Genomic DNA, 16,524 nt, shown 5'->3' on the forward strand with positions numbered 1-16,524 from the left:
AGTGTCGTAACGATGCTCCACGTTTTTGAATTTTCAATAATCCTCTCAATTTGACCGTTCTCTGAATTCTTGGGGAGTCATATGACTGTACTCTTTGAACAGCTTAATAAAATAGTGTGCAGTCGAATAACCAAGCAAAGTTGAAATCTCATAAATTTTAAGCTGGCTGTTAGTCAGTAAGTGGGCTGCTTTTTCCATCTTAACCTGGAAAAAATAATCGCTGATGCTTTTTCCGGTTTCTGATTTGTAAATTTTAGAGAGATATACGGGATGTAGCTGTACATGATCTGCAATGGATTGAAGGGAGACATAACCGATATTACTATCTACAAAGTCATGCACATCGTTAATAAGAATTGAACGCTGGTCTTGATGCCCCGAGTCAAAATATGCCCTTAATTGCACTATGAGTTCCATTGCCCAATCCTTCAGCATCTCGGGAGAGTGGAACTTTCTACTTTCATTCATCGAGGGGGCAAGGATATCTCTGAGCAACTTATTGTTTTTATGGGCAAAATAATAAAATGCTGTCTTTAAATAATTTCTGGTCACCTCAATATGCTCCTGAGAGTGTTCTCCACTGCCTTTTAATTCATGAAAAACGGCATGAAGTTTTTCTTCAATGGCATCCCAGCGGTTCGCTTCGAACAAATGAAGAAAGGTTGGAGGTTCATAAAGCGATTGCATGATTTGGATGTCCTGATTCCTGATCTGTTGATCTACGGTCAAGAAGAGACCAGTATCTTGTCCGATTCTCTGCCTGATCAAAGCAACTGCAGATTGATATAGTTCACGCACTTTGTATGGGAATATTCCCCATGACGTAGTTGCGACTGAAACATCTCCTTTGAGGTACATGCTAACGTTTTTTTGCAGTTCAAAGGCAGTTTGAGTTAAAGAATAAGAGCGGACGTCCGGTGATTTTGGCTTGAGAAGAAAGACTAAATATTCATGTACATCTTTACATGACCAAATATCGAACTGTTCATGAAACAACTCATTTGCAATATTGACAATAGCGTATTCGAACAGAGGTATACTGTTCATGTCTTGCCTCTGAAAGTAATCTTCAAGCCGCACGATCATAATCGCTACATGCTCGTCAATCATCGGAGACAGTTGGTATTTATGCATATGTTCTGAAAGTTGCTCTTTAGTGAATCGTCGTCCTTGAAGAGTTTCATTAAGAAGCCGGTCTCGCAGCAACGGCAAATGCTCACGAAACGTCTGCATCGTATTCTGGAAGGAAGATAATGTCTCCCATTCACGCTGAATCTCAAGATGCAGTTGCTGAAGCACTTCGATCAATTGCTCATCCCCGATTGGCTTTAGCAAATAAGCGCTTGCTTGGTTCTCGATAGCTTTCTTGGCATATTCAAATTCTGCATAACCAGTAAGCAGCACACATTTGATATGCTTCCACCCGCTGCGAATTTCCTCGATCAGCTGCAGGCCGGACATTTCAGGCATGCTGATATCCGTTATGACGATATCAATAGGATTGTGCATAAGGATTTCTAATGCTTCTTGTCCTGAGTAGGCTTTATGGACTTGTTCAAACTGCAAATCCGCCCAAGGGATTGTGATAGACAAGTCATCTACAACATAAGGTTCGTCGTCAACGAGTAGTATTTGTAACATGATTCAATCCTTTCTTTTGGATGCGAAGTGTAACTTTGACTCCTCCAAGCTCAGAAGGTTCAATGAGTAAACCGGACAAGCCGCCATACTGGTGTTTCAAACGCTGCTGAACGTTCCAAAGCCCACATCCGCCATCCTCACGGATTGGCGTGTCTAGTACGGCATAGAGCTCTTCCATTTGGTGGGGATCCATTCCCGCTCCATTGTCTTCGACTGAAATGATCAGCGTGTCATCCTTGATTTCTCCATGGATCATGATCCTGCCGTCACCCAATTTCTTTTCGATTCCATGGATAATGCTGTTCTCAACGATAGGCTGGATTAACAATTTAGGAATGGGCTCTGTAAGCAAAACGTCCGTGATGCTTATGGAATAATCGATACGTTGTTTACGCAGATTTTGAATCGATAAATAGCTTTCCACTAACTTCATTTCTTGTCCGATCGTTGTCAATGAATGATCCATTCGCGTTATGTAGCGATAATACTCGCCAAGGTTAAGTGCCATTGCTTCAACAGAGGCTGTATCGCCTACTCTTGCCTTGCTTTTCATAAAATTAAGGCAGTTATAAAGAAAGTGCGGATTGATCTGCGCTTGCAATTGCTTCAGATAAGCATCCTTGGTACGTAGTTGTTCGAGATAGACACATTCGATCAATTCCTGAACCTTCTGAGCCATTTCGTTAAATCCTTGATTTAAGAGGGAGAATTCATTATTTGTTTTCGTCGGAATTCGTGTGGACCAATAACCTTCTTTCATCTTGTTTACAGCTCTGAGTAAAATACCGATTGGGCGCTGTACCTGACGGAACATGATTAGAGAAAACAAAGTGCTGAGAGCAAGCAATACAAAAGAAGCGGTGATAAATGAAACCCGGCTGGTTCTAATTGGATGCAAAATTTGTTCAAGCGGTGAATAATGAATCATATACCATCCTAACGATGTCGAACGAATCATACTGACCAAGTATTGCTTGCCTTGAAGATAGACTGTGGTTGAAAACTGCTGTTCAGCTTGAATGTTCTTCAAGTTGTTCATAATCCCGATTGCTAGATTTGTATCCAAATTCTGGTTTTTTATAAGACCGAGTTTTGGATGATAAAGGAATGTATCACCGTAATACTTATATTCCCCGATCATTTTTTGCAAATTGGATACTGGGAAACGGACTTCAATGATCATATTCGACAATTCTGGCGTCTCTGCAAAGTCGACAGGATCGGCGAGCAGCAAGCGGAAACCGTTATCCGAACTGTTCATTTTCATCGACGGATCATAATTCCAGCCTTTTGCCAGAGGTTTTTTCAGCAGGGACTCTTCGAAAACAACCGAAGCATCTGAAGACAGTGCCTCCCGTTTTTGTATATTATAAATGTTAATCTGATTTTCCCATGTACTTGAACTAGTTTGCAGAGCCAACTTTTCCAGAACAGTCAGTGTGGTTTTGTTGGGATCAATAAGATGTTGGAGATCTTGGATATGCTCATATTCTCGGATCGTAGGGTCGCGTTGTAAGGTATAAGCTAAACCGGCTAACTGATTCACGTTATTGTCCATTTGTTTTGTGAAAAAATCTAAATGATTCAAATCGGAGGTTTTAATTTGTTCGGTGATGACTCCGACATCTTTTTTGTAGGATAATCCATATAGCAATAAAGTGATAGATATGATCGTGAACAGTAATACGGTTATTTTGAGGAATAGATTAGCACGCAATCGCAATGGACCATCCTTTACTGCAAAACTATTTTGTTAATGAAATTATACCATATCGATTATACCATATAGACGATTGTTCTGTTATGATAGGACGACCTTAAAATTTATAATAAGATGAATATACTATGAGACTGTTTGGAAGGGGGTCTTCAGGTGGGAAAGATATGGTCATGTTTACTGATCGTATTAGTGTTGATCATTTGTTCTGGGTGCAGCGAAACAAACAATGGAAAAATCACCAACAACACTACGGCCCAAATGCAAGATTCGATACATTATGACGCGAAACTTGGAAAGTATGTACCTCCAGTTAACATGTACACAGTTGGCTCCATAAACCCCGATATGAAATTTAAAAATGGCGAGAATCTGGAGAATAATATACATACCAATTGGGCTGAGGAACGATTGGGCATCCGAATCCGGTATCTTTGGACGATTCACGATTCGAATGGCGCCTATGCCAACAAGCTTCGTATTGAACTTGCTAAGGGAAATATGCCTGACATTGTTACCATCAGGGAACGAGATGTAATACAAGAATTAATAGACTCCGGGCAATTCAGGGAGATTGGTGATTTATTTGAAAAATATGCCTCTCCTGTCTGGAAAAGTGCCATGAAGGAAGACCCGGCCGTATGGGATTCTTTTGTGCGTGACGGAAAAAAATATGCAATTCCGATTCTTGACTATCAATATTCTACCGATCCTGTTCTTTGGATTCGTCAGGATTGGTTAGATAAGTTAAAGCTTCCTGTACCAAGAACGATAGAAGATCTTGAAGCGGTGATGGAAGCATTCACAAATAAGGATCCCGACGGTAATGGAAAGAATGATACATTCGGACTAACGATCGGATTAAGAAACGGCCCCAGCACATGGATGGCTGATTCCAGTTGGATTTTTGGCGCATTCGGGATAATACCTAAACAGTGGAATCTAGCTGAAGACGGCAAATTAAAGTACGGATCGGTTCAGCCCGGTGCAAAGGATGCGCTACGGGTGCTGAAAAAGTGGATACAGAAAGGTTATGTTTCAAAAGAAAGTGAATGGTACAATGAGACAAAGGCGGCTGATTTGTTCATTGCTGGCAAGGCAGGCATTATTGCGGGACCATATTGGATGTCTGGATGGCCGTTATCTGATCTGCTGAAAAATGACCCTAAAGTTGTAATTAAAGCGATCCCCATACCCAATGGTCCGAGCGGCTTCGTCGGGAGAAGAGGTACGTTGCCCGTTAACGGCGCCATTCTTATCAATAAAAAGATGAAGGATCCCGAAATCTTCTTTAAGTACCAAAACTACTTGTTTGATTATTATGCCACTTCAACAGGAGAATTTGCACAGGGGCTTGCCAGAGACTACGATTGGACGGTAGTCAATGGAGTTCCTTCTTCTGATGCTGCTTTAATTCCGGGGGGAGCCGTTCGAGTGTCATCCTATACGTTGACTTTTGACGGAGCGCGAATTCCATCGAAAGTAATAGATGCAATTCCTAAGGATATTACGCCCGAGTTGTTCTCTCCAGAAGGAGCTTCCATGAAAGAAGCATTTACAGGGCCGCCTACTACAACCATGAAATCAAAATGGGAACTTCTTCAGAAACTTGAACAGCAGACTTTTCAAGAGTTCCTGTTCAATAGTACCCCTGAAAGCGACATCGAATCATTTGTGAAAAAATGGTTTGCGTATGGGGGAGATAAGATAACTCAAGAAGTTAATGATTGGTATCGGGATCAAAGGTCGAGATAAAATGAGTGAAAATTGAGTAAAAAAAGAGTCCGTTTCATTTTCATAACGGTCTCTTTATTTTTTTAGTATTTCACGTTTGATTGCATTAATGGTAGTCGCAATCTCCAAGCGAACGGGCTCATTCCAATCGCTTTGGTTCCCGTACTGCGTCCTCATGTTCTTGCTTGAAGACCGTAGGAATCAGAAAACGATATTGTTGATTTCAAATGAGCTGTTTGTATGCTGAAAGAAAGCGTTCTACATTTAATGTATGCGCTTTAAAAAAGTACAAGAAATCATGTAAAAGTGATATATGCCCTTAACTTTGCCTTTGATAAAATTAAAACAGAAGGAGAGGGAGAGCATATGTCAGAAGCAATCATAACTGTGCAAACGAATGAAAATACGAAGAAAAAAACAAAGAAAAAATTATTTTCGGACTTTAGAGAACATAAAACGTATTATTTTATGCTTACCCCAATGATCGTATTCTTTATCCTATTTTCATACCTGCCGATGTTTGGTGTCTATTACGCCTTCGTGGACTATGATTTTAGCAAAGGAATCGCAAGTAAGTTTGTCTGGTTCAAAAACTTTGAGTTTTTGTTCCAAGGCGGGTTTGACTCCATCATATGGAAATTAACGAAAAACACAATTTTATACAATATTGCTTTTATTGGACTAAACACTTTTTTTCAAATGTCTGTCGCTATTCTTCTCAGAGAGCTTACCTATAAGAAGTTTGTTAAGACTTCTCAGACGCTAATGTTTATGCCATATTTCGTTTCTATGGTTATTATTAGTTCAATTGTTTACAACTTATTCAATTATGATTTTGGAGTAATTAACAGCGCTTTCACGGCAATGGGTTTTGAGAAGTTTGATTTTTATGCGACACCGGCAGTTTGGCCATTCATTATCGTTGCTGTCGAGATTTGGAAGGGCTTGGGGTATGGCAGCGTCATTTACTTGGCATCCATCATGGGAATTGATGAGAGTATTTACGAGGCAGCTTATGTGGACGGTGCTTCCAAATGGCAGCGAATCATTCACATCACATTACCACTGCTCAAACCAACAGTAATTGTACTGCTTCTATTCTCATTAGGAAGTATTATGCGTGGGCAGTTTGATTTGTTCTGGAATATTATTGGTCAAAACGGATTCCTCTTAAATGCAACAGATATTATTGATACTTACGTATACCGCTCACTTACCGTCAATTTTAGTATGGGCTTAGGTTCAGCAGCTGGACTGTTTCAATCTGTATTTGGCTTATTTGTTATCTTGACTGTTAATTATATTGTGAAAAAAGCTGATAAGGAAAATGCACTTTTCTAACTTGCTATTTTTCAGGTGAAAGGAGTTTATTATGGCTGAATTATCCATTAAAAAGCAAAGGAATACGATACAACAGGATGCTGGTACCAAAATTTTTAATGTGATCGCGGTTACGATCGTATCGTTCTTTGCCATCGTTTGTCTATTGCCCTTCGTCCTTGTACTGTCTGGCTCGTTTAGTGATGAAAGTCAGGTCGCTATTAACGGATATAAACTGTTTCCTCAGGAGTTTTCATTACAAGCCTACAAAGTCGTATTTAGTAATTTAGGGGACACGATAGGAAATGCGTACTTGGTCACCATTTACGTAACACTTGTTGGGACGGTAGTAGGACTACTGCTAACCTCCATGAGCGGTTATGTACTGTCACGGACTGATTTTAAACACAGAGATAAAGCAGCTTTCTTTATCTACTTCACAACGTTGTTCAGTGGTGGATTAATTCCTTCTTATTTGGTTAATACGACCTTTCTTCATCTAAATCATTCGTTGTGGGCCGTCATCCTACCTGGCTTATTAGGTCCATTTAATATCTTCTTGTTTCGTAATTATATTAAAGGTATTCCTCACTCCTTAGTTGAGTCTGCAAGGATTGACGGGGCAGGTGACTTCCGTGTTTATTGGCAGATCATCATTCCATTATGCAAGCCCGTATCTGCTACGGTTGGTTTGTTTCTATCGCTTGGCTATTGGAACAATTGGTTTGGATATAGTCTCTATCTGATTTCAGATAAGGATAAGTGGGGGCTGCAGTATTTACTCTACAGGATGCTAGCTCGGATGACTGATGCGGTCAAGGACTCTCAGATTGTTATGGATGCTTTACCTTCAGAAACGATGAAGTTGGCTACCGCTATGTTGGTTACAGGTCCTGTTCTTCTATTCTATCCTTTTGCCCAACGTTATTTCGTATCTGGACTTACTATTGGCGGCGTAAAAGGTTGACACTGTACCCATTCTGTTGTTGACTGGAGGAAGCCTTTCTCGGATTGCTTCCTCTGTAAAACATATATAAAAATTATTGGAGGGGATTTTCTTGTTAGCAACAAAAAAACTAAAAACAGTATTATCCGCAGTACTCATGTCATCTGTTGTCATTTCGGCTGCGGCATGTTCATCCGACAAAAATGCAACATCAACTCCAGGTGTATCAACGGGGACTACACCGGCTGCATCGCAAGCATCTGGTCCACTTATAGAATTGAAAGCGATCACAATGGGGGCAGAACCAGCTAGTGGAATGGCTAACTTCTATAAGAAGCTGGATGAGCTTACGAAGAAGGATTTTAATGCAACAGTCAGATTTACATTCATTCCATGGGGCGATGAGAAAAATCAAATTAGTCGTGCCATTGTAGCCAAGGAATATGATCTTTATGTTGGCGGAGCATGGTCGGATTTCAAAAATTTTGCCGTTAAAAATGCATTCGCTGATCTAACACCGTTCTTGAAGAACACGCCGAAGCTTACTGAGCGCTATGGAGATATTCTGGATCGTCTTAAGATTGATGGCAAAAATTACGGCATTCCCCAATTGTCAAAACCGGGTATTGCTGCTGGGGAAGGCATGCTGTTCCGTGAAGACTTGAGAAAGAAATGGGGATTACCGGAAATCACAAATCTTGAAACGGCAGAGAAATACTTGTATAAAGCTAAGCAAGAATTTCCAGATACGCCAATGATTATCGATAAGCGTGCAGTTAACAACGTCTGGGCTATGGTTGCTGGTAATAAGTATTTAACAGTTACATCCTTGAATGGAACGGTACTAACGGTGGCGTCGGTGGATGAACCATACAAAGCAATGAGTATTTATGATACGCCAGAGTTTAAACAAGTTCTTGGGTATGTAAAAAAATGGTACGACGATGGGATTATTGCCCATGATGTGTTAGCATCGCAAGGTAATGAAGGCGACAAAACGAAAGAGCTCATGAAAGCTGGCAAAAAACCACTTGAGTTCAACAATCAGTTCTATGCTGTAAGCAGCAATTATATTGCAACCATTAAAGATGCTCATCCAGAATTTGAATTGAATTGGGTAGACTTTTCAATGATGAATCCCAAAACGATATTCTTGCCATCGCATTCCAATGAAACAACAACGATGATTTCAGTTGGCGCTCAAAGTAAGAACGTTGAAACGGCTTTGAAATTCATTGAAAAAGCACATGTGGATCAGACTTATTATAATTTGCTCAGCTTCGGTGTTGAAGGTGAAAACTATAAAATGGTCAATGGTGCAGTCTCCTCAGAGGGAATTGATGCCAAAAACAAAAAGCCAGCATGGACAGGCCTGAGTGATGGTTTTATGAATCCAGAACCGAAATATCCTGCTGAATGGCAAGGTATTTATGAAAAATTAAAGTCTGCAGGTGAAGCTCTTGTTCCTTCTTTGAAAATGAATCCGTACGAAGGATTTGTATTTAACACGTCTGAACTGGCTGCTGAAAATTCAAGTTTAGAAACAGTAAGAACACAATTTGCTCTGCCTCTGGTAGTAGGGATGGTTAAGAAAAACCAAGAGGCTGATCTAGAAGCCTTGAAGCAACAACTTAAAGGTGCAGGCTTTGATAAGTATATGGCAGCTTTGCAGAAACAACTGGATACTTTCGCTGCTGCTAAAAAGAAATAGATCCCATATTTATCCCATCCCGAATAGGGGTGGGATGCCTGCATTTCACCTATCAGATATGCTAAGATGAACTTATGAAGTGATCTTAAAAGGAGTACGATCCCATGCGCTTATTAATTGCAGATGACGATGATTACACCAGGCTTGGCATAATGGAATCGATGGATTGGACACCATTAGGTATTACAGAGATAAAAGAAGCTAGAGATGGTGCGGAAGCACTCCGAATTGCTGAGGATTTCCATCCCGATATTGTGTTGACGGATATCCGAATGCCCAAGCTTAATGGTATTGAATTCGCAGAGAAATTAGCTGTTTGTTCCAGTGAAAGTAAGTTGTTATTTATGAGTGGATATATGGATGTTGATTATCTAAAAAGTGCAATCAAACTATCTGCCGTAGATTATATAGAGAAGCCAATTAGGCTGACAGATTTGGAAGCCGCGATCAAGAAAACAGTAGCATTTATTCATACGAAGAATAGACACCAAAGTATGATGAATCAGAACATGGCCTTACAACGCCAAAAACTCGCGGGAATGTTGAAATCCAAAAGCATGAACGTGAAAGAAGTCATTTCAATTTGCAAGGAGACTGATTTTCCAGCGGATAGTACATATATGTGCATTGTACTCTCACAAGGAACAGATGAAGAAGTACAAGATAGTTGGATAGCTTTTATTAACGATTATTGGAGCTCCTACCACATCCCATCTCTAGGTACAGTAGTTGAAAATAATAAGTACCTCTCTATATTGTCCGTTAAGAAGCATGACAGGAAGCGAATCTTATATGTAATTGATCTTCTCTTAAAAAAAAATGAAGGCTGGATTCTAGGCGTTGGAAAGGAAGCGCTTCATTTAGAAACGGTTGCTGAAAGCTTTCAAACAGCATTGCGTGCATTAGAAAGTTCCTTTTATCATCCAAATCTACAAATGTTCGGATTGGAACAAAGAAAAAATGCTCCTCAGGGATTGGGAGTTGAGCTCTATTCGGAATTCTACAGTTTGTTGAAGAATGAACCCACCCAATTAGCTGCTTGGGTTGATATGATCTGTAAGCAGTTCTGCGAGTTTGAATATCCACGCAAAGAACGAGTTTGTGAATTGTTCATTTCTTTTGCGCAAGCTATATTGCACGAGAAAAGCTCACTCTTAAATAAAATGAACCACATTTTCAATACGAACGATCTAGAAATGTATATTCATAAGTGTCGTTCAATCTTTGCAATTAAGAATTTTATGCAGCAGCTCCTTACTTTGTATGTTGAGGAATTGGAGGATTTATCCCAATATTCTAGGGTTATAAGAGATGTGATGTCATATATTACTTCCAATTGCAGCCATGTGGATTTGGATGTGCGTGAAATTGCAGAGTCTGTTCATCTGTCCACAGCACATCTCGGCATGTTATTTAAGAACGAAACCGGGGTAACGATTAAGCAATACATTGGCGATTACAGATTGGAGCTGGCCAAAAAATTGATATCGAATGAACATTATAAAATAAATATGATTTCGGAGTTGTGCGGTTACGCAAGTGCCAGTTATTTCACGAAAGTTTTCCGGGCAGCAACGAATTTGACACCTGTTGAGTATAGAAAGATGATTATGAAATGAAGATCAAACTTTGGTTTTCAAACTTATCATTAAAGCAAAAACTGCTATTTTTATTCGCCTTGGTAGGACTTATCCCGCTGATGATTACTTTCATTATTTCATATCAAAAAATAACAAGTGCTACGTTGAAGTCTCAGAATTATGCAGCTAATCAAAACTATGAACAAACCCTTTCTTCCTTATCTGGGACATTTACTCGAATTGAGAAGTTGTCGACGATGGTCATTTTAAATGATGCTCTTGTATCCGCTTTAGGAACTGATCCCTTGCAGAAGGATATTGGTGAACAACTCATTGATTTTGGCAAAATAGAAACTTATACAAAGACATTGGAGGAGAGCTCGGAGAGCGAACGTATTACCTACTATATCGATGATCGGTTTGTTGTGTCAGGAACAGATACGCGTTTCCGCAAATTAAAGTTAATTGAAGGTCGAGAATGGTCCAAGAAAGTAATTAACAATGCGGGAAGGCCTACTTGGGTGTTGTACGAAAATGAGAGTTCTAACGAGTCACGCAAGTATTTGACTTTAGGAAGAATTTTATGGGATACGAGGAACTATAGTGACTCGATAGGTTTAGTAACGATCGACTTGGATTTAAAGAAAATACGAGATAACTTAACGCGAACTGTCCCTGAGCAGGTAGTTTATTTGATAAATGAAGAGGGACAGCTGGTTGCGGGTAGTGACAATGTCAACGCAGCCCATGTATCCGACCTAGTCATAAGCCCCTCTCAAATTAAGGAAACAAAAAGTGATTTTGAGGAAATCAAGCTGAATAATATGGATTACTTGCTACGATGCAACCAGATTGGAAAAACTGGCATTTTCTTGACTTCGATCATTCCCAAAACAGCGGCATCAAAAGCCGTAGATATTGTAGGTACACAAATGATCATGATCTATGTGGTGGTGGCTGCTGCATTGATGATCCTTATTTTCCCCGTAACTAGATCGATTACAGCTCGAATTTTCTTGTTGTCCAGGAAGATGGATCAGGTTCGGCTAGGTGAGCTGAGGAAACTTGATATTGAGCCGCGCGACGATGAAATGGGTCGACTCGTTTCAAGCTACAACTACATGATTAATAGTGTTCAAGATCTTCTTCAGGAGCAATATCAGTTAGGCCAGGAAAAAAAGGGGGCAGAGCTCAAGGCGCTCCAATCCCAGATCAATCCACATTTTCTATATAACACCCTCGATATGCTGAATTGGATGGCCCAAAGAGAAGAACGGGACAATATCCAGCAAGTGGTTTATGCGTTATCGGATTATTACAAACTTATTTTGAATAAAGGTGAGGATCTCGTTACGCTGAAGGATGAGCTTCGCATGTGTCGTATTTATGTGGATATCCAGCAGAGGCGCTTCAGAGGGAGGATTACATTCGCAATTGAGGTAGATGAGGAGCTTTTGGATTGTTTACTCCCCAAGATCACGCTCCAACCTTTAGTTGAGAATGCCATTGTGCACGGTATTACAGAAAAGCCTGATGGTAAGGGAACTGTCACTATAAAGGCAACTGCGAAAGATCAGCGATTGCTTCTATCTATTGAGGATGATGGAATCGGCTTAAAGAATGATTTAAGCGATAGACCTGGTTATCGTGGCAGCGGATATGGGATCAAAAATATCGAGAAACGTTTGGAATTATACTTTGGTGAAAGCCAATGTATGCGGTATGAAAGCGATTCGGACACGGGAACTCGCATAACAATTGATGTGCCGGTGGTACGTCATTCGAATAACATGTAAAAGGTTTCTCCTACAGTTGATATATGTAACCCCAGTGCCTTTCCGGTACCGGGGTTGTTCAGTTTGAGCATGTAACCTAGAAAAGTACAAGGAATCTTGAGAATTTAGGATAGGCCATCTTCTTCCACCTTGATAAAATTGACGTGTACTATCATGTAAGCGATTACGGCACTTGTTGGAGGATGAATATATAAACATGGAAAAATCTAAGCTTATTACTTATTCCATACCTAATCCAATTCCGAGGAATAAAGATTTCTCTGTAAACGTCCGGACCCCCGGAGGAGATTGGAAAGAACTAGACGTACTAGTAGTGAAAGTCGATATGCACGATGTGAGGGAAGCGGCAATGGCCAGCTTCGATTTTTACTGTGAAGTAGAAGTTGAAGTCATCAGCCACCGCAGCTTTATCCAAAAGGTCGAAATTCGACCGCATTCCGCTGGTATCCTACTTGACACGAGTAATCAAGAGCGATTGCAATTCACTTTGACGCAACCTCAGAAACTCTCTATTGAGATAAATGGAGACCGTTTTCATAATTTGCATCTATTTGCGAAAGAAATTCAATCAGAGCAACCCGATCCACAAGGTGCGGGTGTAGTCGTCATCGATCCAGGGATTCATCGAACGGAAATGTTGGTTGAACGGATGGAGATAGGCATACATACACTTTATTTTAAACCAGGCATGCATCATATTGAGCAGGTGCTATTGAACATTCCTTCAGGAATGTCTGTCTATTTGGCGGGTGGTGCAGTCCTCGTAGGTTCGCTCGTTTGCGATTGCGTAACGGATGTTAAAATCTCAGGCAGAGGCTTGATTTACTTAGCAGATTTCGGCCGATTCTCTGCATTCCGAGGCGTGCGTATCATGTATAGCAAGGATATCGAGGTGTCAGGCATCGCGGTCATTGATCCTCCTCATTATAGTATCTACTTAGGCCAATCAGAGCGAATCCGTATACGAGATTTCGAGTCCTTCAGTACACGGGGCTGGTCAGATGGCATCGATATGATGTCGTGTTGCGACGTTGATATCGACAATGTATTTATGCGAAATTCAGATGATTGTATTGCAATCTATGGACATCGTTGGGGGTACTACGGAGACGCTAAGAATATTACTGTCAAAAATTCAGTGCTTTGGGCTGATGTAGCACATCCGACGATGATTGGAACGCATGGCGATTATCATGGAGAAGGAACGTTAATCGAGAATATCTTGTTTGAGAATATAGACATTTTGGAACATCACGAGCCGCAGGATGGGTATCGTGGATGCCTAACGATCAATGCGGGAGATAAAAATATCGTGAGGCATGTGTCCTATCGGAACATTCGTATTGATCCTTTTGAATTAGGAAGAATTATCGACATTCGTGTGATTTGGAACCCAGACTATAATCCGGTCCCAGGGAATGGCATTGAACATGTGGAGTTTGACAATATTCGTTATCGCGGGAGCGAGGATGTGGTTTCATCCATCTGTGGATTTGACGAGGGCAGGTCTGTCAAAAGTGTCTTAATTAAAGATTTTTATAGAAACGGTGTAAAAATAACAGGTGCTTCTGAAGGTAAGGTGAACGTTGGATCGTTCGTGTCCGATGTGCGATTTGAATAAGTTGCGTTGTAGTTAAACAGAGCACCTATGAGTGAGGAGAGAACACAACATGAAGTTATGTTATCAAGTTCCAGCAGGGAAATGGACAGAGGCGTTACCGCTTGGCAACGGGCGTCTGGGAGCGATGGTTTTCGGAGGAATCGAATCAGAAAAGTTGCAGTTGAATGAGGATACATTGTGGTCAGGTGCACCGAAGGATGGAACGAATCCAAGAGTACGAGACATCTTGCCCGAGATCCGCAAAAGCATTAATGAAGGTTCATATACGAATGCAGATGTATTAAGTAAAGAAATGATGGGACCTTACACACAATCATATCTGCCGCTTGGCGACCTGAGTATTCATTTCTATCACGGAGATCTTGCACAAGATTACTCACGTGAATTAGATATTGAGACGGCAACGACAACTGTTTCTTATAAAATTGGTGAGGTTACCTATAAACGGACGTATTTTATCTCTTATCCCGATCAAGTAATTGTTCTGCGATTTGAGGCAGATCGACCTAGAATGCTTAATTTCGGAGTGAAATTGTGGAGCCCACTCAAGCATCATACGGGTGTAGAAGATGATCGACTTGTCTTGAAGGGGAAAGCGCCCGTGCATGTGGACCCGAATTATTACCGCACGAACAACCCGGTTGTTTACGGGGATGAAGGTATGAGGTTCGAAGGTAGACTTGCATATCGCGTCGAGAATGGTCAGTCCGTTGTGAATCAAGATGGCTTGTACATGGAAGGTGCTACGTCAGCTACACTTATTTTCAGTGCAGCTACGAGCTTCAATGGTTTTGATCGTAATCCTGCTGCTGAAGGCAAGGATCCTTCTTCGATTGTTGAATCTCACGTGGCTGCAGCTCTAGAGAAGAGCTACCTCGCGTTATTGAACGATCACATTGACGATTATCGTGCATTATTTGATCGTGTTTCGTTAGACTTGGGTGCTGCTGATTTAGCCCCAATGAAGTCAACAGATGCTAGAGTTGAAGCTCATGGGGCGAGAGATAAGAAGCTGGTCGAGCTCTTGTTTCAATTTGGGCGATATTTGATGATCTCCAGTTCACGTCCCGGCACACAGGCTGCAAACCTACAAGGGATTTGGAATAAAGACGTTCGACCGCCTTGGAGCAGCAACTATACGTTAAATATTAATGCGGAGATGAATTACTGGCTTGCTGAGACGTGCAATTTGGCGGAGTGTCATCAACCACTGCTTACGTTCACAAAGAATCTGAGCACAAAGGGAACAAATGTGGCAAAGGTCAATTACGCTGCAAAGGGGTGGACTGCGCATCATAATAGCGATATTTGGTGCCAAGCTGCACCTGTTGGAGACTATGGAGCAGGAGATCCGGTATGGGCTAGTTGGCCAATGGCGAGTCCTTGGTTAAGTCAACATCTTTGGGAGCATTATGATTTCGGACGTGACGACACTTATCTTCGGGAAATGGCGTACCCGATCATGAAAGAAGCGGCCCTCTTTTGTCTAGATTGGTTGCAAGAAGAACCGGATGGAAGCTTGATCTCATCGCCCTCAACGTCGCCTGAACATAAATTTGTAACGGCAGATGGCTCCCTCGCTGCTGTGAGTAAAGGGGCTGCTATGGACCATGCGTTAATGTGGGATCTGTTTACTAATTGCGTCAAGGCAGCCAAGGCATTGGGCATGGATGAATCGTTTCAAGCTGAGTTAGAAATGGCTAAAGCTCGCTTATTCCCTTATCAAATTGGGAAGCATGGCCAGCTGCAGGAATGGTTTCAAGATTTCGCGGATCAAGATGTGTTTCACCGGCATGTATCACATTTGTACGGCGTATTTCCAGGTTGCGAACTTACTGCCGAAACGGCGCCTGAGTTGTTCGAAGCCGCTCAACGTTCTTTAGAGCGGAGAAGCGACATTGGCACTGGTTGGAGTTTAGCATGGAAAATTAATTTATGGGCCCGTTTTAGGGATGGAAATCGGGCATTACGCTTAATAGATGATGTCTTTAACCTTGTTCGGGAAGAAAAAGGTGCTGTTACAGGCGGCGGAGTTTACCCTAATTTGTTCGGTGCTCATCCACCCTTTCAAATCGATGGCAACTTTGGGTTTACGGCTGGTGTGGCAGAAATGCTCCTGCAGTCTCACGCAGAGGTGATTTATTTATTGCCAGCAACTCCTGATGACTGGGCATCTGGGCATGTTAAAGGGCTGCGAGCACGCGGGGGCTTCGAAATTAATATTTCGTGGGAGAACGGTGAGATTACGAGTGCGACAATACTATCTCTACAAGGCAATTCATGTAACGTGACGTCAGCAATTCCTTTGCAGGTCGAAGCAAATGGTCATTCGGTGGCAAGTGTGTGCCATAGTAACGGCATGGTCACGTTTGCGACGACGGTAGGCATGACATATAAGATCTCACCAGTTTTAAAAGCTTCTTCGGATATGAAACGTTAAGGAATGAAGGAGTGAATG

General features: G+C 41.4%; 10 protein-coding genes. 8 read left to right on the plus strand and 2 right to left on the minus strand.

All coding sequences use genetic code 11. The annotated features are described in order from the left end of the window. Positions 1 to 45: 45 nt before the first annotated feature. Together BC351_RS40385 and BC351_RS40390 are read right to left on the minus strand one after the other, a co-directional pair. A complete protein-coding gene (locus BC351_RS40385) occupies positions 46 to 1,641 on the minus strand; it encodes a response regulator (RefSeq protein WP_079421341.1) in 1,596 nt (531 codons plus the stop codon). Further along, positions 1,619 to 3,358: a sensor histidine kinase gene (locus tag BC351_RS40390; RefSeq protein ID WP_079421342.1), complete on the minus strand. Its 1,740-nt coding sequence runs from the start codon at positions 3,356 to 3,358 to the stop codon at positions 1,619 to 1,621. The genes BC351_RS40385 and BC351_RS40390 overlap by 23 nt, the downstream gene beginning before the upstream one ends. A 156-nt stretch (positions 3,359 to 3,514) precedes the next feature. On the opposite strand from BC351_RS40390, the gene BC351_RS40395 reads away from it, so the two are divergent. From BC351_RS40395 to BC351_RS40430, 8 genes are all read left to right on the plus strand, one after another. Further along, positions 3,515 to 5,113, plus strand: a complete 1,599-nt coding sequence (locus BC351_RS40395) for an extracellular solute-binding protein (RefSeq protein ID WP_144028703.1) — start codon at positions 3,515 to 3,517, stop codon at positions 5,111 to 5,113. Between the two features lie 345 nt (positions 5,114 to 5,458). Next, positions 5,459 to 6,433, plus strand: a complete 975-nt coding sequence (locus BC351_RS40400; protein ID WP_079421343.1) for an ABC transporter permease — start codon at positions 5,459 to 5,461, stop codon at positions 6,431 to 6,433. Positions 6,434 to 6,464: 31 nt separating this feature from the next. Further along, complete coding sequence (locus BC351_RS40405; RefSeq protein ID WP_079421344.1) at positions 6,465 to 7,379, plus strand: carbohydrate ABC transporter permease; 915 nt, start codon at positions 6,465 to 6,467, stop codon at positions 7,377 to 7,379. Positions 7,380 to 7,470: 91 nt separating this feature from the next. Then, positions 7,471 to 9,069 (plus strand): DUF3502 domain-containing protein, encoded by a 1,599-nt coding sequence (locus BC351_RS40410; protein ID WP_079421345.1) that lies wholly within the window; start codon positions 7,471 to 7,473, stop codon positions 9,067 to 9,069. Between the two features lie 104 nt (positions 9,070 to 9,173). Next, complete coding sequence (locus BC351_RS40415; protein WP_079421346.1) at positions 9,174 to 10,688, plus strand: response regulator transcription factor; 1,515 nt, start codon at positions 9,174 to 9,176, stop codon at positions 10,686 to 10,688. Next, positions 10,685 to 12,445, plus strand: a complete 1,761-nt coding sequence (locus BC351_RS40420) for a cache domain-containing sensor histidine kinase (RefSeq protein WP_079421347.1) — start codon at positions 10,685 to 10,687, stop codon at positions 12,443 to 12,445. The genes BC351_RS40415 and BC351_RS40420 overlap by 4 nt, the downstream gene beginning before the upstream one ends. Positions 12,446 to 12,641: 196 nt before the next feature. Beyond that, entirely contained in the window at positions 12,642 to 14,066 is a 1,425-nt protein-coding gene (locus tag BC351_RS40425) for a glycosyl hydrolase family 28 protein (protein ID WP_079421348.1), read from the plus strand. 49 nt (positions 14,067 to 14,115) lie between these two features. After that, positions 14,116 to 16,506, plus strand: coding sequence for a glycoside hydrolase family 95 protein (locus BC351_RS40430; protein ID WP_079421349.1), 2,391 nt, complete (start codon positions 14,116 to 14,118; stop codon positions 16,504 to 16,506). The last annotated feature ends 18 nt before the right edge of the window (positions 16,507 to 16,524 follow it).

This window comes from Paenibacillus ferrarius (genome assembly GCF_002027705.1).
Classification (GTDB): domain Bacteria; phylum Bacillota; class Bacilli; order Paenibacillales; family NBRC-103111; genus Paenibacillus_E; species Paenibacillus_E ferrarius.

Bases quoted from the DNA above. Each gene is read 5' to 3' on its own strand.
- BC351_RS40385 (WP_079421341.1), bottom strand. From the start codon at position 1,641: ATGTTACAAATACTACTCGTTGACGACGAACCTTATGTTGTAGATGAC.
- BC351_RS40400 (WP_079421343.1), top strand. From the start codon at position 5,459: ATGTCAGAAGCAATCATAACTGTGCAAACGAATGAAAATACGAAGAAA.
- BC351_RS40405 (WP_079421344.1), top strand. From the start codon at position 6,465: ATGGCTGAATTATCCATTAAAAAGCAAAGGAATACGATACAACAGGAT.
- BC351_RS40415 (WP_079421346.1), top strand. From the start codon at position 9,174: ATGCGCTTATTAATTGCAGATGACGATGATTACACCAGGCTTGGCATA.
- BC351_RS40420 (WP_079421347.1), top strand. From the start codon at position 10,685: ATGAAGATCAAACTTTGGTTTTCAAACTTATCATTAAAGCAAAAACTG.
- BC351_RS40425 (WP_079421348.1), top strand. From the start codon at position 12,642: ATGGAAAAATCTAAGCTTATTACTTATTCCATACCTAATCCAATTCCG.
- BC351_RS40430 (WP_079421349.1), top strand. From the start codon at position 14,116: ATGAAGTTATGTTATCAAGTTCCAGCAGGGAAATGGACAGAGGCGTTA.